Origin of the sequence: Ruegeria sp. (assembly GCF_965199275.1) — a bacterium.
In the GTDB taxonomy this organism is placed as follows: Bacteria; Pseudomonadota; Alphaproteobacteria; order Rhodobacterales; family Rhodobacteraceae; genus Ruegeria.
This window is the reverse complement of sequence record NZ_CBDAQX010000022.1, coordinates 452,348-469,105: the sequence shown is the minus strand read 5'-3', so window position 1 is coordinate 469,105 and position 16,758 is coordinate 452,348. Positions and strand designations below refer to the sequence as shown.

General features: G+C 61.7%; 15 protein-coding genes. 12 read left to right on the top strand and 3 right to left on the bottom strand.

Going from position 1 to position 16,758, the window contains the following annotated elements; genetic code table 11:
- Positions 1 to 595 precede the first annotated feature (595 nt).
- The 6 genes from ACOERD_RS22055 (at position 596) to ACOERD_RS22030 (ending at position 8,088) form a co-directional block, all read left to right on the top strand.
- Positions 596 to 1,360, top strand: coding sequence for a uracil-DNA glycosylase (locus ACOERD_RS22055; RefSeq protein ID WP_419740568.1), 765 nt, complete (start codon positions 596 to 598; stop codon positions 1,358 to 1,360).
- Positions 1,360 to 1,959, top strand: a complete 600-nt coding sequence (locus ACOERD_RS22050; protein WP_419740468.1) for a metallophosphoesterase family protein — start codon at positions 1,360 to 1,362, stop codon at positions 1,957 to 1,959. Before ACOERD_RS22055 ends, ACOERD_RS22050 begins: the two co-directional genes overlap by 1 nt.
- The gene (locus ACOERD_RS22045) at positions 1,956 to 2,576 is read left to right on the top strand and encodes a LysE family translocator (protein WP_419740467.1); all 621 of its coding nucleotides are present in this window, start codon (positions 1,956 to 1,958) and stop codon (positions 2,574 to 2,576) included. The genes ACOERD_RS22050 and ACOERD_RS22045 overlap by 4 nt, the downstream gene beginning before the upstream one ends.
- A 6-nt stretch (positions 2,577 to 2,582) precedes the next feature.
- A complete protein-coding gene (gene moaB / locus ACOERD_RS22040) occupies positions 2,583 to 3,125 on the top strand; it encodes a molybdenum cofactor biosynthesis protein B (protein WP_419740466.1) in 543 nt (180 codons plus the stop codon).
- A 107-nt stretch (positions 3,126 to 3,232) separates the two neighbouring features.
- A complete protein-coding gene (locus ACOERD_RS22035) occupies positions 3,233 to 4,681 on the top strand; it encodes an efflux RND transporter periplasmic adaptor subunit (protein WP_419740465.1) in 1,449 nt (482 codons plus the stop codon).
- Positions 4,682 to 4,686: 5 nt separating this feature from the next.
- Positions 4,687 to 8,088 carry an efflux RND transporter permease subunit gene (locus ACOERD_RS22030; protein ID WP_419740464.1) on the top strand — a complete coding sequence of 1,134 codons (3,402 nt, stop codon included), beginning with the start codon at positions 4,687 to 4,689 and terminating at the stop codon, positions 8,086 to 8,088.
- Here ACOERD_RS22030 and ACOERD_RS22025 read toward each other — a convergent pair.
- Both ACOERD_RS22025 and ACOERD_RS22020 read right to left on the bottom strand, forming a co-directional pair.
- Positions 8,085 to 8,504 carry an NUDIX hydrolase gene (locus tag ACOERD_RS22025; protein WP_419740463.1) on the bottom strand — a complete coding sequence of 140 codons (420 nt, stop codon included), beginning with the start codon at positions 8,502 to 8,504 and terminating at the stop codon, positions 8,085 to 8,087. The two genes, ACOERD_RS22030 and ACOERD_RS22025, sit on opposite strands and share 4 nt — an antisense overlap.
- Before the next feature lie 4 nt (positions 8,505 to 8,508).
- On the bottom strand, positions 8,509 to 9,321 hold the full coding sequence (locus ACOERD_RS22020; RefSeq protein ID WP_419740462.1) for a protein-disulfide reductase DsbD domain-containing protein: 813 nt from the start codon (positions 9,319 to 9,321) through the stop codon (positions 8,509 to 8,511).
- 145 nt (positions 9,322 to 9,466) lie between these two features.
- On the opposite strand from ACOERD_RS22020, the gene ACOERD_RS22015 reads away from it, so the two are divergent.
- Positions 9,467 to 10,021: a YqgE/AlgH family protein gene (locus ACOERD_RS22015; protein ID WP_170379089.1), complete on the top strand. Its 555-nt coding sequence runs from the start codon at positions 9,467 to 9,469 to the stop codon at positions 10,019 to 10,021.
- On the opposite strand, the gene ACOERD_RS22010 is transcribed toward ACOERD_RS22015, so the two are convergent.
- A complete protein-coding gene (locus tag ACOERD_RS22010; protein WP_419740461.1) occupies positions 10,022 to 10,969 on the bottom strand; it encodes an L-threonylcarbamoyladenylate synthase in 948 nt (315 codons plus the stop codon).
- A 129-nt stretch (positions 10,970 to 11,098) separates the two neighbouring features.
- On the opposite strand from ACOERD_RS22010, the gene ACOERD_RS22005 reads away from it, so the two are divergent.
- From ACOERD_RS22005 to ACOERD_RS21985, 5 genes are read left to right on the top strand one after another with little or no spacing between them, the layout of a single operon-like run.
- Complete coding sequence (locus tag ACOERD_RS22005) at positions 11,099 to 12,802, top strand: acyl-CoA dehydrogenase (protein ID WP_419740460.1); 1,704 nt, start codon at positions 11,099 to 11,101, stop codon at positions 12,800 to 12,802.
- Positions 12,802 to 13,848 carry an MBL fold metallo-hydrolase gene (locus ACOERD_RS22000; RefSeq protein ID WP_419740567.1) on the top strand — a complete coding sequence of 349 codons (1,047 nt, stop codon included), beginning with the start codon at positions 12,802 to 12,804 and terminating at the stop codon, positions 13,846 to 13,848. Before ACOERD_RS22005 ends, ACOERD_RS22000 begins: the two co-directional genes overlap by 1 nt.
- A gap of 3 nt (positions 13,849 to 13,851) precedes the next feature.
- Positions 13,852 to 14,304, top strand: a complete 453-nt coding sequence (locus ACOERD_RS21995; protein WP_170379083.1) for a DUF6173 family protein — start codon at positions 13,852 to 13,854, stop codon at positions 14,302 to 14,304.
- A gap of 55 nt (positions 14,305 to 14,359) precedes the next feature.
- Positions 14,360 to 16,198 (top strand): glycerophosphodiester phosphodiesterase family protein, encoded by a 1,839-nt coding sequence (locus ACOERD_RS21990; protein WP_419740459.1) that lies wholly within the window; start codon positions 14,360 to 14,362, stop codon positions 16,196 to 16,198.
- The gene (locus ACOERD_RS21985; RefSeq protein WP_419740458.1) at positions 16,185 to 16,745 is read left to right on the top strand and encodes a hypothetical protein; all 561 of its coding nucleotides are present in this window, start codon (positions 16,185 to 16,187) and stop codon (positions 16,743 to 16,745) included. Before ACOERD_RS21990 ends, ACOERD_RS21985 begins: the two co-directional genes overlap by 14 nt.
- Positions 16,746 to 16,758: the final 13 nt, after the last annotated feature.

Sequence of the window (16,758 nt, the reverse complement as noted above, 5' to 3'; positions counted from 1 at the left end):
CCGAGCATTTGAAGCCGGGGCGGCATTGCGATCCGGTTTCCTCGCATAAGAACCATCCGGGACGCGTGCATCCGCCCCCCGGCAGGCACGACGACCCGCGCGCGCAGGTCAGGCCATCGTCGCATATCTGCGGTGGGTCAAGGGCCTCAGGCGCGCTGGGGTTGAAATCTGGTATGGTTTTTTCACATTGGCCACGCGCGCTGCAAAAGCTGCCTGAGGGACAATCGAGACTTGAGGTGCAAGCGTTTGCCGCGGCAGGCGCGCAGCGTGTGCCACCCGCGACGCAGCGCTCGAACGCGCCACAGCTGCGACCGCCGCCGCAATAGGTTCCGCCCAAGGGAATGCAGTGACCATCAAAGCTGCACCTCTGCCCGCCCGAGCAGCAGCGGCTGCCGCAGGCAAACTGACCCGCCCGGCATTGATCCGCCCCGCCATGCAACTGGGCCGAGGCGGGCTCGCCGCCGAGGGCAAGCGCCAGAGCAACCAGAAGGAATCGCAGAAAAGACAGCATGACGCCCGCATGGTCGGTCTGTCCCGGTGCCGAGGCAAGGTCTATTCGCTTTCCATCACGCAAAAGCTGGTTAGATTGAGGGGCATGGAATCGGGCTTGGACTATCATACTGCAAAGGCGCTGCTGGAATGGCAGATCGAACTGGGCGCGACCGAGGCGATCGGGGACGCGCCGGTGGACCGCTATGCCTTGCCGGATACGACGCCCAAGGCGAAGAAGCCTGCAACTCCGCAAGCCGCGCCGGAAAAGTCCAAACAGGTCGATCCGGTTGCGATTGCCAAAGCGGCCGCTCAAGGCGCCGGGTCCCTCGACCAGCTGCGCGCGGTGATGGAGGCGTTCGATCATTGTGAGCTGAAGCGCGGCGCCCGGCAGTTGGTCTTTGCCGATGGTACGCCGGGAGCGCGGGTGATGATCATTGGCGAGGCTCCGGGCAGGGATGAAGATCGCGAAGGCAAACCCTTTGTTGGTCGGGCCGGGCAGCTATTGGACCGTATGCTAGCGGCGATTGATCTGGACCGCGCTAGGGATGTCTACATCACCAATGTGCTGCCCTGGCGCCCCCCGCAGAACCGCGACCCAAAACCCGAAGAGATCGGCATGATGAAGCCGTTTCTGGAGCGTCACGTGGCGCTGGCCAAGCCCGAGGTGCTGGTGGTGATGGGCAATATCAGCTGTCAGGCGGTTTTGGGCAAACGCGGCATCACGCGCTTGCGCGGGAATTGGGATCAGGCGCTGGACCTGCCCGTCATCCCGATGTTCCACCCCGCCTACCTACTGCGACAGCCGCAGATGAAACGACAGGCCTGGGCGGATCTGCTTGAGCTGAAGGCGCGACTGGGGGGCGGGTGATGCGTATCCTGGCGTTCTCGGACCTTCATATGGCACGCAACCGGGCGGCTGATCTCGTCGCCGCCAGCACTGATGCGGATTTGGTGATCGGGGCCGGAGACTATTGCAACATGCGACAGGGGTTGGATGAAGCGATGCAGATGCTCTCGGACATAGCGGCACCGCTGGTTCTGGTCCCCGGCAATGCCGAAAGTGTCGCTGAGTTGACGTACGCGGCTCCTGAGGGCGTCCATGTGCTGCACGGAACCGGGATGACGGTCGACGGGTTGCGCTTGTTTGGCTTGGGCTACGGCGTGCCGGTCACGCCGTTTGGCGACTGGTCCTGTGACCTGAGCGAGGCCGAAGCCGCAGAGATGCTGGACCGTTGCGATGGAACAGATGTGCTGGTTGTTCACTCTCCGCCCAAAGGGTTTGGCGATACGACGTCGCAAGGTGTGTCCGTCGGATCGGTTGCGGTGCGCGACGCGGTCGAACGTCTGCAACCGGATCTGGTCTTTTGCGGGCATATCCACGATAGCTGGGGCTATCGCGGGTCATTGGGTCGTTCAGAAGTCGCCAATCTTGGCCCCAGAACAAATTGGTTTGAGGTTGCGATATGATCGAGACCGTTACTTTGCTGGCCTTCATCCCTGCTGCGATGGTGCTGAATTTCACGCCCGGCGCGGATATGATGTTTTGCTTCGGGCAGGGCCTGAAATCCGGGCCCCGACCGGCACTGGTGGCAAGCGCCGGGATATCACTGGGTCTGATGGTGCATGTCCTGCTGGCGGGGCTGGGCCTTGGGGCCTTGGTCAACTCGATGCCATGGCTGTTTGATGTCATCCGCTGGATGGGTGTTGCTTATCTACTTTTTCTGGCCTGGGGCGCGATCCGCAACGGAGCGGTCTCGACCGAAGGGCCAGCAAGGCCGACGCACATGGCGTTTCGGGATGGGATGGTGGTGAACCTGACAAACCCCAAGATCATTCTGTTCGTTCTGGCCTTTATCCCTCAATTTGTTGATCCTGCGGCGGGCCCGATCCTTGGGCAATTCCTGATCTTTGGCGCGATCATCGCATTGGGTGGTTTTGTCGTGAACGGATTGGTTGGCGTGTTCGCAGGCGGTGCCGGCCGGTTGCTGATCGGAAATCCACGCGCCTCGCGCATTATGGGATGGGTGACGGGCGGGATTTTCACCACGCTGGCGCTGCGGCTTGCTATCATGGAAAGGGCTTGACGCCTGATGTCACGTATCGACGAAACGATTGAGTTCATTCCTATTCGCATCGCTGTTCTGACCGTCTCGGACACGCGCTCGGTTGATGAGGATCGTTCGGGCCAGACACTGGTGGAGCGCATCGAAAAGGCGGGGCATGTGGTTGCGGATCGCAAGATCATTCAGGACGAACGCGCCCAAATCGTCGATCAACTGCGCGCCTGGGTTGCGGATACCGGAATCGACGTGGTGATCTCGACTGGTGGCACCGGGCTGACCGGGCGGGACGTGACGGTCGAGGCGCATCGCGACGTCTACGAGAAAGAAATCGACGCCTTCGGGACCGTTTTCACCATCATTTCGATGGAGAAGATCGGAACCTCAGCGGTGCAGTCGCGCGCCACGGGTGGCGTGGCGGGCGGAACCTACCTTTTTGCACTTCCGGGCAGCCCCGGGGCCTGCAAGGACGCTTGGGACGGTATCCTCGAGAAACAGCTCGACTATCGCCACCGCCCCTGCAATTTCGTGGAAATAATGCCCAGATTGGACGAACATCTGCGACGGAAGTAGACTGGTCGCACGTTCAACACCTTATAACCGCTTTGTGGCTTGGCATATTTCGTGCCTCCGCTACATTTTCCGCAGGGCAGCCCATTTGCAACCGGGATGAATAGTAGATGCGTTTCTTAAGGCAGAGTCTGGTCGGTGTGTTTCTGGCGTCGCTGACGCTGGCCTTGCTGTTTGTCGCCGTTCAGATCGTCACAGGGGCCGTGCGAGAGGTCCTGACCCGCGAGAATGAACAACCCAAAGCGCGCGAGCGGGTCTTTGCGGTGACCGTTCGCCCGGCTGTTTTTGAGACCGTCACGCCCAATCTCGAAGCCTTCGGCGAGGTGCAAAGCCGTCGCCGTCTGGAGTTGCGCGCGGCGCTGGGGGGTCGCGTGATCGCATTGGCGGATGATTTCGAGGATGGCGGCACCGTGACCACGGGTGAGGTCTTGGTTGAACTTGATCCGGCGGATGCGCAATCGGCACTGGATCGTGCCAAGTCGGACGTTCTGGATGCGCAGTTCGAAGAACGTGATGCTGAACGGTCATTGTTGCTGGCGCAGGATGAATTGAAATCAGCCGAGGCGCAGGCCGAGCTGCGTGAGAGAGCCCTGCAGCGTCAGCGCGATCTTGAATCCCGCGGTGTGGGGGCACCCGCCAGTGTGGAAGAGGCCGAATTGATCGCCGCCGCCGCACAACAATCGGTTCTGGCGCGCCGCATTGCCCTTGCGCAGGCGGAATCGCGGGTGGATCAGGCTACGACCCTGCTGGCCCGCGCGCGGATCGCGCAGGAAGCGGCAGAGCGTGACCTGGAGGACATGACCATCCGCGCCCGGTTCGGAGGCACGCTGACAGATGTCACGCTGGTCGAAGGGCGTTTGGTTTCAGCAAACGAGAAGCTGGCCGAACTGGTGGACCCCAACGCATTGGAGGTGGCCTTCCGCGTTTCAACCGCGCAATTCGTGCGTTTGCTGGACAAAGACGGAGCGCTGATCAACGCCCCCTTCACCATCTCGCTTGAGGTCACGGGGGCCGACCTGACCGCGAGGGGCCGGATCAGCCGTGACAGCGGCTCGGCTGGTGAGGGGCAAACCGGGCGTCTGATCTATGCCCGGCTCGACGATGCCTCGGGGTTCAAGCCCGGCGACTTCGTGACCGTGACGGTGCAGGAACAGCCCTTGGAACAGGTCGCACGCCTTCCGTCTTCGGTTCTGGACGCAGCTGGAACCGTTCTGGTTTTGGGTGCGGATGATCGTCTGGAAGTCCTGCCTGTGCAACTGATCCGCCGTCAGGGCGATGAGGTTCTGCTGCGCGGAGAAGGGCTGGAAGGGCGCGAGGTCGTGATAGGCCGCACGCCTCTGCTAGGGTCCGGGGTTCGCGTGCGCCCCTTGCCTCCCGAGGCCAGAGCCGATCCTGATCTGGTGGAATTGACCGACGCGAAACGGGCCGAACTGATCACCCATGTCGAGGCCAGCGAGGATATGCCCGAGACCGAGAAAACACGCATGCTCGGCCAGTTGGAAGAGGCAAAAGTTCCGGCCTCGCTGGTGCGCCGCATTGAAAACCTGGCCGGGGGCTAAGCGCCATGATGCGGGACATCCCTAGCGCTGCCGGTGGTATCCTGAGCTATTTCACCCGGCACAGAACCGTGGCCAATCTGTTGTTGCTGGTGATGCTGGTGTTGGGCGCTGCGGCCATCCCGAATATGCGGGCGCAGTTCTTTCCGGATGTGGTTCTGGAACGGGTCGACGTGAATGTCGAATGGGAAGGGGCCGGTCCCGAAGATGTCGACAATGGCATCGTCCAACTGCTCGAACCCGAATTGCTGGCGGTCGAAGGTGTGGCAAGCACCACGGCGACCTCTCGCGAAGGCTCTGCCAGTATCCGGCTGGAGTTTGAGCCGAACTGGGACATGTCCCGCGCGGTGGAAGAGGTGCGCACCGCCGTAGACAGCGTTACCAACCTGCCCGAGGATTCCGAAGAACCTACGATCCGGCGTGGGGCCTGGCGCGATCGGGTGACAGATGTGGTCGTAACCGGCCCGGTTGATCCAGACCAGCTGGCCAAATTCACCGATGAGCTGATCAACCGCCTGTTTGCCGCTGGCGTGACCCGCACCACGATCCGCGGTCTGGCCGCCCCGCGTGTGGTGGTCGAGGTGCCAACCGCGCAGCTGATTGCCAATGATGTGGCTTTGGCCGACATCGCCTCGGCCATCTCGGCTGAGGTCAATGCCAGCCCTGCGGGGGATGTGACGGGCGCCAACGCGCGCATCCGGACCGGCGCAGAAAAGCGCACGCCGGAAGAGATTGAGACCATCGCTCTGCGGACCTTTGCAGACGGATCGAAACTGTTTGTCGGCGACGTGGCGCAGATCCGGGTGGAAGGGGTCAATCGCAACCGCAGTTACTTTGTCGGGGAAAATCCGGCCATGTCGGTTCGGGTGGACCGTTCCAATCTGGGGGATGCTATCGCGATCCAGCACACGGTCGAGGATGTGGTGAGCGAGATGCAGGCCAGCCTGCCCGAAGGTGTCTCGGTCGAGATGATCCGTACCCGCGCGCAGGCCATTACCGACCGTCTGGATATTCTGATCGACAACGGTCTGGTTGGCCTTGGCCTTGTCGTGTGTCTGCTGTTCCTGTTCCTGAACGCACGCATTGCTTTCTGGGTTGCGGCGGGTATTCCGGTTGCGATGTCGGCGGCGATTGCATTGATGTATATCGGTGGCTTGTCGCTGAACATGGTGTCTCTGTTCGGCCTGATCATCACCCTTGGGATCGTCGTGGATGACGCCATTGTTGTGGGTGAACACGCTGATTTCCGAGCCCGTCGACTGGGGGAACGGCCCATCGTGGCCGCCGAACGCGCTGCCCGCCGGATGGCTATGCCGGTTTTTGCGGCCACGATCACCACCGTGATCGCCTTTTTCGGCCTGACCCTTGTGGGTGGCCGGTTCGGAGAGTTGATCCGTGATATCCCCTTTACGGTGATCGCGGTGCTGGCGGCCTCACTTATCGAATGCTTCCTGATCCTGCCCAACCACATGTCCCACGCCATTGCGCATTCGGCCAAGGAACACTGGTATGACCTGCCCAACCGGGTGGTGAACCGAGGCTTCCGCTGGGTACGGGACACGCTGTTTCGCCCACTAATCGCTTGGGTCATCTGGGCACGCTATGTCGTGGTTGCATTGATGTTGGTGATCCTGGCGACCCAGGCCGCCTTGTTCATTCGCGGCGATGTGAACTGGCGGTTCTTCAACGCGCCCGAACGCGGCTCGGTCACCGGCAATTTCATTATGGCTGAAGGCGCAACGCGTGCTGACACGATCGCCATGATGCGCGAATTGCAGCGCGCCACCGAAGAGTTGGGCCAGATCTACGAGGAGCGCCACGGGCGCAATCCTCTTGAATATGTTCTGGCCGAGGTTGGCGGCAGTGCAGGGTTCGGTCTGTCTGCTGCCGAGGGCAAGGATGACGACCTATTGGGCGGTATCTCGATCGAGCTGATCGACGCCGACCTGCGCCCCTATTCCAGCTTTGAATTTGTGGGTGAGCTTCAGGATTTCGTCCCCCGCCATCCCAAGGTTGAGCTGCTGAGCTTCCGGGGCTGGCGCTCGGGTCCCGGAGGGGACGCGATTGACGTGCAGTTCTACGGCGCGGATGTAGACACGCTGAAATCCGCCTCCGAGGACTTGCAGACCGAACTTTCAAAATACCCCGAGGTCTCGGCGCTTGAGGACAATCTGGCCTATGACAAAGAGGAGTACATCCTCGACCTGACGGCACAGGGTCAGGCGCTGGGCTTCCGCATCGAAATGCTGGGTCGGGTGCTGCGCAACCGGTTGAATGGTATCGAGGCCGCAACCTTCCCCGATGGCCCCCGCAGTGCTGAGATCCGCGTGGAACTGCCCGAGGGCGAGCTGACCGCCGATTTCCTGGAACGCACCCTGATGCGCACGCCAGACGGGGTCTATGTCCCGCTGGCCGACATTGTCTCGGTCGAGCGTAAATCAGGCTTCTCAACCGTCCGGCGCGAGAACGGGTTGCGGGTGATTTCGGTGAATGGCGACATCTCCGAGGATGATCCCGCCCGCGCGGCCGAAATCGGGCGCGCAATGAACGAAGAGATTCTGCCGCGCATTGCGGGCGAGTATCAGGTCGACTGGCGTATGGCGGGCTTGAGCGAGCAAGAGGACGAGTTCCTTTCTGAGGCGCGCACCGGTCTGATCCTTTGCCTGACCGGCATCTATCTTGTTCTGGCCTGGGTGTTCGCCAGCTGGTCGCGACCTCTGGTGGTGATGTCGATCATTCCGTTCGGATTGGTGGGCGCGATCTGGGGGCACTATATCTGGGACGTGCCGCTGAGTATGTTCACCGTTGTCGGGCTTCTGGGCATGACGGGCATTATCGTCAACGACTCGATTGTGCTGGTGACCACCATTGATGGCTACCAGCAGGAGAGGGGGTTGGTACCCTCGATCATCGAAGGCACAGCAGACCGGTTGCGTCCGGTGATGCTGACCACGCTGACGACGGTGCTGGGTCTGACGCCGCTTCTGTATGAGGGTTCGCAACAGGCACAGTTCCTCAAGCCAACGGTGATCACGCTGGTTTATGGGCTGGGTTTTGGAATGGTCCTGGTGCTGGTTCTGGTGCCCGCTCTGCTGGCGATCCTGAACGATTTCGCGCGCCCAATGACCGCGATGCGGCGGGCGATCTATGCGCGGGACCGCGTGGTGCAGGCCGCACTTGGCGCGACCGCTTTGGCTCTGATGCTCTGGTTTGCTGTGACGCTGATCTGGCCGATGGTCTCAGGTGCGCCTGCGGCTCCACTGGCCGGTCTTTACGGAGGCGCAGAGGCCCCCGAGATTCTGCGCATGGGGCTGGGAGCGTTTGTGGCCGGAGCGATCCCCATCGTGATCCTGAGCGTGCTGCTGTCCGGGATGTTCTATGCCCGGTTCAAAAACCGGGTCGGGGCCTAACGCTCCTTCAGCGCAAGCTGCAACAGGCTGGCTACACGGTTGCTCATCGGTAGGTCGCCTCTAAGAATCTGTTCGATAGGAAACCATTGCGCGTTTAGCGCGTCATCCCCGGCCAAAGGCGTACCCGATTGGTACCGGCAGGCCACCCCGACCAGCAAATAGTGCGACAGGACCTGCCCATCCGTATCCCGCCGCAGCAGGTCTAGATTGTCCAGATAGTGCAGCGGTTCAGCCGCGACCGATGTTTCCTCAAGCAATTCCCGTTCTGCGGCCTGAAGGACGGTTTCACCCCATTCCACATGGCCGCCGGGAAACCCCCACAAGCCTCGATCCGGTTCCTTGCTGCGTTGCACTAGCAGAACGTTTTCCTGATGCAGGACAACGGCCAGCGCACCGATCTTGGGGGATTGCGTCATAGGGTCAGCCTGCAGAGCATCCCTGAATGTCCACAGCGTGGTTGGCGCCCAGAACCGTGATCCGAATCTCGGACCGATCCAGCGCAAAAGGTGCGCCCGAGGCGCTGATCACCTCGGATCGGGCAATCAGCGTGCCACCCTGCCGCTGCGTTTCGGGTTGCGAGGCCCAAAGGACCGGGTTCCCCGGCTCGATCACCGCAACCTCTTGCCCTCCGGCCGAAGGCATGGTCACCCGCGCCTCGATCTGCATTCCGTCCGAGGTTGGGGTCAGATGGCAGCTGGCCTTTGCCACACGCGCTTCGCGGGCCGAGTAGGGGCGCTGCGCCAACGCGGCCGCGATTGCGGGGTTGCGCCCGGCATCGGAGTCAACCTTGTGGTCGAAATCCAGACGCTGCGGGATACATACGTCCTTGCAGACCCCCAAATCCATCTCACCACGCAAGCGCACAGGTTTGGCTGGGTTCTTGGGCGTAATCTCGACCGGAAGCACCAGTTGATCCTCGTAGCCGATGGATTTCAGGCCGTTCTGGTCGAAAATCTCGGGCGCGGGCCAGGTGATACGCACGTCGCCCACGTTTCCGGACCCGCTCCAATCGAATTGCGGCGGGATCCCGGCGTCGCCCGGCGCGCGCCAATAGGTCTTCCACCCCTCTTTGAGGGTCAGACGCAGCGCGCCCAGATAGGTCCCATTGGCCGTGCGCCCGCCATCAAGAACATCCAGCGCAACAACCCCATCCAAACCCTGCGCTGAGGCAGGTGCGGACAGGCCCAGACAAGCGATCAGAAAGGCAACCGAGGATTTCATGCGAGTCATCATACCCTATTACATGCGCCGTGCGGACCTGAAATCCAAGTCACGTTCGGGTCACCTGTGTGAAATCTGCTGAAATCAGCTTTGCTCCCTTGCCAATACCAGTTCCGCAGGGCCATTGTTGAGGGGTAACGAGCAAGAGAAACCTCGCATGGACCTGACCGGAAAACTGTTGATTGCGATGCCGGGGATGGGCGATCCGCGCTTCGACCACTCGGTGGTGTATATCTGCAGCTACGGCGACGATGGGGCGATGGGGTTGATCATCAACAAACCCTCTGATCTGCGGTTCAAAACTCTGCTGGGGCAGCTCAACATCCCGTGTCGTATTCCCATCATAGGCGAGCGTCTGGTGCATTTCGGAGGCCCGGTCGAGATGTCGCGTGGCTTTGTACTGCACAGTTCCGACTATGACGCCAACCTGCACTCGATGCAGATTTCGGATGACTTCAGCATGACGGCCACGCTGGACGTTCTGGAGGATATGGCCGCGGGGCGTGGCCCGCTGAATGCGATGCTGACGCTGGGCTATTCCGGGTGGGGCCCCGGTCAGCTGGAGGATGAGATCGCGATGAATGGCTGGCTGACAGCAGATGCGTCGTCGGAGCTGGTGTTCGATGTGCCCGATGACGATAAATGGGAAAAGGCCTTGGCCACGCTCGGCGTCGACCCGCTGACCCTTTCGGCCAGCGCAGGCCGCGCCTAGCTAACTGTCGCGCGGTGCGGCGGCGCGGCGCAGACGGTCATTGATCGCAGCCCCCAGCCCATGATCGGGGATCGGAGTGACGGCGATCGGACGCCCGGTTTCATTCAGGCTGTGTAGCGCGGCGAACAGATTGGCCGCAGCCTCGGTCAGATTGCTTGTTTCAGACAGGTTCATGTCACAGACGATCGGGCCGAATCCCAGAAGAACCTCGTCCCCCTGCACAGTCTCAGCATTCAGTCGGACGGGTGCATCCGGCGCGTAGTGCGATTGCAGCTGCCCCGGAGCGGTCAGCATATCCCCCGCTTTGTGCAGGTGAAGGCGGGTGTTCAGGACGGTCTCGATCTGTTCCAGCGCGACGCCTCCGGGGCGCAGCAAGCTGGGCTCTCCGGCCAGTCCGACAATGGTGGATTCCAACCCGACACCGCAGGGACCGTCATCCAGAACGGCGGCGATCCGCCCCCCCAATCCCGCATGCACATGGGCCGCAGTCGTTGGGCTGATCTGACCCGAAGGATTGGCCGACGGCGCCGCAACTGGCCCATCAACCGCCCCCAGCAAAGCGCGCGCCGTGGGATGCGCAGGCACGCGCACCGCCAGAGTATCCAACCCTGCAGTGACCAGTGACGACACTCCGTGCCCCGGCTTCAGCGGCAGAACCAAGGTCAGCGGACCGGGCCAGAACGCATTCGCCAAACGCTCGGCCTGATCCGACCATTGCACAAACCGCTGTGCGGCCTCGACCGAGGCGACATGGGCGATCAGCGGGTTGAAACTGGGCCGACCCTTGGCCTCGTAAATCCCGGCCACGGCCTCACCGTCTCTAGCATCACCTCCCAGTCCATAGACCGTCTCGGTCGGGAAGGCGACCAGCAGGCCCTGACGCAAAAGATCAGCGGCGCGGGCGATGCCGTTGGGGTCGGCTGTCAGCTCAAGGGTGGTGGGGATCATATCTGGTGACGCCGCGTTTTGGTTGCTTGCAACATGGGGAAGATTAGGTAATCCCAATAAGCAAAGATGCATACCGGTGCGGATCGCAGATTCCAAGTGCGGCTGTACCGACAGACCGCAAGGGAAGCCATGCCATACCGCGCCCCAGTTTCTGACTATGAATTCCTGTTCCGCCATGTGGTGGGTCTTGATCAGATCACGGCCACCGAGAGATTCGCTGACGCAACCCCGGATGTGGTCAGCGCGATCCTTACGGAAGCGGGCAAGATGTGCGAAGAGGTTCTCGCCCCGCTGCAACGCCCCGGTGATCTGGAACCGGCGCATTTGGAAAATGGCGTCGTGCGGACCTCACCCGGATACTCGGAGGGTTGGAAAGCGATTTCCGAAGGCGGCTGGATTGGAATGAGCGGCAGCCCCGACTATGGTGGGATGGGTCTGCCCATGGCCGTCACGTCGGCGGTCAATGAGATGATGAGCGCGGCCTGCCTGTCGCTGCAGGTGGCCCCCTTGATGTCGCAGGGTCAGATCGAAGCGCTCGAGGCGCATGCCAGTGACGAGCTCAAGGCGCTGTACCTGCCCAAGCTGATGTCTGGCGCCTATTCGGGCACGATGAACCTGACCGAGCCGCAGGCCGGGTCGGATGTGGGTGCCTTGACGACACCGGCAGAACCCAATGGTGACGGCACTTATGCGGTCACCGGGCAGAAGATCTATATCTCTTGGGGCGACAACGATTTCTGCGAGAATATCTGCCATCTGGTTTTGGCCCGTCTGCCCGACGCGGTTCCGGGCACCAAAGGGATTTCGCTGTTTCTGGTGCCGAAATACCTGCCTGACCCACAGGGCAACCCCGGCGCGGCCAATGACCTGAGCGTTGTGTCGCTGGAACACAAGTTGGGCCTCCATGGTTCTCCGACCTGTGTCATGCAGTATGACGGGGCCACGGGTTGGCTGGTTGGGAAAGAGCATGGCGGTATGGCAGCCATGTTCACCATGATGAACAACGCACGTCTGGGTGTAGGCGGCGAAGGCGTCGGCGTGGCCGAGGGCGCGTATCAGCACGCGCTGGCCTACGCGATGGAGCGGAAGCAGGGCAAGACGCCTTCGGGCACGATCATCGACCACGCGGATGTGCGTCGGATGCTGACCGAAATGCGGGCGGATGTATTTGCAGCGCGGGCGATCATGCTGGCGAATGCCGCAGCGATTGATATGGCTCACGCGACCGGAGATGCCGACTGGGCCGCATGGGCTGCTCTGCTGACCCCGATTGGCAAGGCCTTTGGCACCCAGACCGGGATGCGCGTCGCCGAGACCGGTGTGCAGGTTCATGGCGGCATGGGCTTCGTTGAAGAGACAGGGGCGGCCCAGTATTACCGCGACGTCCGCGTGACCGCGATTTATGAGGGCACCAACGGCATCCAAGCAATGGATCTGGTCGCCCGCAAGATGATGGACGGTGGGGACGCTGCTGCCAGCTTGCTCGATGAGATCGAAGATCACGCCGAACAGGCCCGCTCCAAGATGCCCGATCTCGCCGGTCCGGTGTGGGAGGCCACGGAATCCCTGCGCGAAGCGACCGAGTGGATGGTGGCGCAGGACAACATGAACGCGCGCTTTGCGGGTGCTGCCGCCTATCTGCGCGCCTTTGCGCGGGTTTTGGGCGGGCACTACCATCTGGCCGCAGCCCTTGCCGATCCGGATGGCCCGCGGGCGCGACTGGCGCGCTACTACATCAACGCCTTGCTGCCCGAATATCTCGGTCTGCTGGCGCAGGCGCAGAACGGGGCGGATGACCTCTTTGCTCTCAGCGCCGAAGATCTGGGCGCGTGATGGACGGCGTAGAGCCTTCGGGCATCAGATACCCTTGGCCCGAGCCGCCCGCCTCCGGTGAAGCCATCGAGATTGCCGAGGGCGTGTTGTGGATGCGCCTGCCGCTGCCGATGGCGCTGGACCATGTGAATATTTACGCGCTGGATGACGGCGACGGGTGGACGGTTATTGATACCGGTATGTCCTCGAACAAAACCCGCCGCATCTGGGCTGAGCTGATGTCGGGTCCTCTGGCAGAAAAGCCCATTCGTCGCGCTGTTGTCACCCATCACCACCCCGACCACGTGGGCAATGCCGGTTGGTTTCAGGCCGAACATGGGGTCGAGCTGGTCACCAGCCGCACGGCATGGCTGTTTTCGCGGATGCTGACGCTGGACGTGCAGGAAAACTGGCCGCAGGAGACGCTGGATTTCTACCAAAGCGCCGGAATGGATCCTGACTTTCTGGAAAAGCGCAAGGCCGATCGTCCGTTCAACTTTGCCGATACGGTCTACCCCATGCCCCTCGGCTTCACACGGATTAGACAGGGCGACGTGATCCGCATCGGCGGGCGCGACTGGGATGTGCATATGGGCAACGGTCACGCGCCCGAACATGTAACACTCTGGAGCCGCGATGATCATCTGGTGCTGAGTGGCGATCAGATCCTTGGCTCGATCAGCCCCAATCTGGGGGTCTACGCGACCGAACCCATGGCCGATCCGGTCTCCGATTGGATCGAGGCCTGCGAACGGCTGCAAAAGCTGGCCCGCACGGATCATCTGGTTCTGGGTGGCCACAAATTGCCCTTTACTGGTCTGCCGCTGCGTATGCGTCAGCTGATCGAGAACCACCACGGCGCGTTGGAGCGTCTGCTGGAATATCTGGACCAACCCAAAGCCGCTGCCGAGTGTTTTGCGCCGCTGTTCAAACGCTCCATTCGCGAAGGCGAATACGGGCTGGCGCTGGTTGAAGCGGTTGCACATATGAACCATCTTCATCACAGTGGAGCTGTTACCCGGACGCGACGCGCGGACGGGGCGTGGACGTTTCAGCGCAAAGGGTGATAAATGCAGGACAAGATTGAAACCTCGGCTGAAGCCGCCGAAGCGGATGCCCTGCCGCGGTGCTATGAGGTTCACGCGGATTCCGAGGCCGAGTCCGGCACCCAGCCCCTACCGGGGCAGCTGAAAAAACCTGTTGAAACCAAGAGCGCCGCGCAATGGGCATATGAACGTCTGATCCTTTATATCCAGAACTTCGAGAAAACACTCGATGGCGATCACGAGGTCGCAATGGGTTTCACCGGAGGTGACGCGGGTGTGATGCGGATTCAGGGGATGGGCTATTTCGACCCAGATATCATCACGTTTTTCGGCTCGGACGGAACGGGCGCGCGAACGCAGCTGGTGCAGCATGTCAGCCAGTTGAACGTGATGCTGCGTGCTTTGCCCAAATCGGTCGAGGACAAGCCCGCCAACCGCATCGGGTTCCGTCTGGCTGCGGATCTCGAAGACAGCTGACTTGCAATTCATGCCTGCACACCCTTGAATGCATGCATCATTCAAGGGTGTTTACATGTCCATTTTTTCAACCGTTGCAAATGCCTATTCCGGCGCCTGGGCAAGACGCAGGGTCTTTGTGCCCATCTATCTTGCGGTACGGCTGCTGCTGATCGCGCTGGTCGCACCCGGTGTCGCTCTGGCGGTCAATCTGGCGGTTTCGCTGTCCGATCAAACCGCGCTGACGGATCAGGATATCGCGGCCTTCATCCTCTCGCCCGCCGGTTTCATCGCGGCCATCGTGGTGCTGAGCCTTTTTCTATTGGCCGAGGTGTTTGTCTTCGCGGTCATGGCAGCCTCTTTGAGGATGGGAGAGGCCGATCCGTGGCGCGCGGGCAGTGCGGCGATCGGTCTGGTCCTGTCGCGCCTGCCATCGCTATTCGGCTTTGCGGCCCGGTTCATTCTGCGGGTTTTGCTGTTGGCGCTGCCGTTTCTGGCGGTTGCCGCGTTGATCGCATGGTGGACGCTGACCGAATACGACATCAACTACTACCTGACCTTCCACCCGCCCGCCTTTATGGTGGCTGTGGCCCTGATCGGCGCGGTGGCTCTGGCCATGGCGTGGGCGCTGATCCGCAAGCTGTCGGGCTGGGCTCTGTCACTTCATCTGGTGCTGTTTGAAAACGTCCACCCGGCGCATGTGTTCAATATCAGCACGTCCCGGATGGAGGGCAAACGCGGGCGCTTGAAACTGGCCTTGGTTGCATGGCTGGCGATGCGCCTTGCGATTGCAGCGGCGATTGCATGGGTGGCCGGGCTTTTGTTTGGACTGGTGCCGTTGCAAGGCAGCAGCAACCTAAAATTGGCGCTGACCTATAGCCTCGCGATTGCAGGGCTGTGGTCTCTGGCCGGGCTGGTGCTGGCAGCCTCTGCGCTGGGCGCATTGGCGGTTCTGCTGGACAAGTTCTTTGAACCTCAGGCGGATGAGCCGCCCCACCCCGAGCCGCGCCGCATTCAGGCCTCGCTGTTCACAGCGGTCGGGCTGGCGGCCGCCGCTCTTCTGCTGGGGGGCTGGTTCGGCCACAACCTGCTGGAACGCGTTCAAGCCGAGGATCATGCCGATGTGATCGGCCACCGGGGGGCTGCGGCGCTGCGGCCCGAAAACACCATGGCCTCGGTTCTTAAGGCAATCGAAGATGGAGCGGATTGGGTTGAGATCGACGTACAGGAAACAGCCGATGGCGTTGTCATCGTGGCCCATGACAGTGACTTCATGAAACTGGCCGGGGTCCCGACCAAGATCTGGGACGCCACGATGGAGGATGTGGAAACCATCGACATCGGCAGCTGGTTTGGCCCTGAATATGCCGACCAACGCACCCCAACCCTGCGTGAGGTGCTGGAGGCGACAAAAGGCAAATCCAAAGTCATTATCGAGCTGAAATATTACGGCCACGACGTTGACCTGGAAAACCGGGTCGCCGCGTTGGTCGAAGAGTTCGAAATGCAGGACGACATCGCCACCATGTCGCTCAAATATCCGGCAGTGCAAAAGATGAAGGCGCTGCGCCCGGATTGGCGCGCGGGTGTGCTGGCTGCGACGGCTGTGGGCAATCTGGCGGGGCTGGAAGGCGATTTTGTTGCTGTGAACGCGGCAACAGTGTCCCCGGGACTGATCCGCTCGGTCCACGCGGCGGGGAAGGAGATCTATGTCTGGACGGTGAATGACCCGCTGCAGATGTCCGCAATGGCCTCGATGGGGGTGGACGGGCTGATCACGGACCGCCCGGCCATGGCGCGCGAAGTTCTACGCGTCCGCGCCGAGATGGGCCCGGCGGAACGCGTGCTGCTTTGGCTGGCCACAACTTTCGGCATGACAGTCGATACCGAGGCGATGCGCGATGACAGCCCGTAAACTGGTGCTGGGTCTTTTCCTAATGGTCAGCCCGGCGACGGCTCAAGACCTGATGCGCGCGGTCGAGATGCCCTCGCACCGTGCCATGATCGCACAACGCGGCGATGCAGAATTGATCCCGTTCGAAACTGACGGATGCTCGGGCGGCCTGTCGGCCAGTTGGCGCTGGGTGGCCGATACGTTCCCTCAGATCGGCGAGTTGTATCAGGAACATCCGCCCTGGGAGTACTGCTGTGTGACCCATGACCGCGCCTATCACAACGCCGGTGGCGCGCAGACGGCCGCTGAAAGCTATGATGCGCGCCTTGCTGCCGATCAGGCTTTGCAGCTCTGTGTCGAAACCCATGGCGAGACCCACGCGCAGGCCTATGCGGAACGCTATGACATGACGCCCGAGCAGATCCGCTCGGTCCATTCGCTGACCTCAGACGCCCTCTACGGCGCGGTCCGATTCGGTGGCGGCCCCTGCAGCGGACTGCCGTGGCGCTGGGGATTTGGCTATCCGGGGTGTTTTGTGTTGGGTGACAGGACCCCTGCGCTGGAATGACGTGGTGACAGGC

Excerpts from the sequence above, each read along its gene's own strand:
- ACOERD_RS22055 (WP_419740568.1), top strand. The coding sequence starts at position 596 with ATGGAATCGGGCTTGGACTATCATACTGCAAAGGCGCTGCTGGAATGG.
- ACOERD_RS22050 (WP_419740468.1), top strand. The coding sequence starts at position 1,360 with ATGCGTATCCTGGCGTTCTCGGACCTTCATATGGCACGCAACCGGGCG.
- ACOERD_RS22045 (WP_419740467.1), top strand. The coding sequence starts at position 1,956 with ATGATCGAGACCGTTACTTTGCTGGCCTTCATCCCTGCTGCGATGGTG.
- moaB (WP_419740466.1), top strand. The coding sequence starts at position 2,583 with ATGTCACGTATCGACGAAACGATTGAGTTCATTCCTATTCGCATCGCT.
- ACOERD_RS22035 (WP_419740465.1), top strand. The coding sequence starts at position 3,233 with ATGCGTTTCTTAAGGCAGAGTCTGGTCGGTGTGTTTCTGGCGTCGCTG.
- ACOERD_RS22030 (WP_419740464.1), top strand. The coding sequence starts at position 4,687 with ATGATGCGGGACATCCCTAGCGCTGCCGGTGGTATCCTGAGCTATTTC.
- ACOERD_RS22025 (WP_419740463.1), bottom strand. The coding sequence starts at position 8,504 with ATGACGCAATCCCCCAAGATCGGTGCGCTGGCCGTTGTCCTGCATCAG.
- ACOERD_RS22020 (WP_419740462.1), bottom strand. The coding sequence starts at position 9,321 with ATGATGACTCGCATGAAATCCTCGGTTGCCTTTCTGATCGCTTGTCTG.
- ACOERD_RS22015 (WP_170379089.1), top strand. The coding sequence starts at position 9,467 with ATGGACCTGACCGGAAAACTGTTGATTGCGATGCCGGGGATGGGCGAT.
- ACOERD_RS22010 (WP_419740461.1), bottom strand. The coding sequence starts at position 10,969 with ATGATCCCCACCACCCTTGAGCTGACAGCCGACCCCAACGGCATCGCC.
- ACOERD_RS22005 (WP_419740460.1), top strand. The coding sequence starts at position 11,099 with ATGCCATACCGCGCCCCAGTTTCTGACTATGAATTCCTGTTCCGCCAT.
- ACOERD_RS22000 (WP_419740567.1), top strand. The coding sequence starts at position 12,802 with ATGGACGGCGTAGAGCCTTCGGGCATCAGATACCCTTGGCCCGAGCCG.
- ACOERD_RS21995 (WP_170379083.1), top strand. The coding sequence starts at position 13,852 with ATGCAGGACAAGATTGAAACCTCGGCTGAAGCCGCCGAAGCGGATGCC.
- ACOERD_RS21990 (WP_419740459.1), top strand. The coding sequence starts at position 14,360 with ATGTCCATTTTTTCAACCGTTGCAAATGCCTATTCCGGCGCCTGGGCA.
- ACOERD_RS21985 (WP_419740458.1), top strand. The coding sequence starts at position 16,185 with ATGACAGCCCGTAAACTGGTGCTGGGTCTTTTCCTAATGGTCAGCCCG.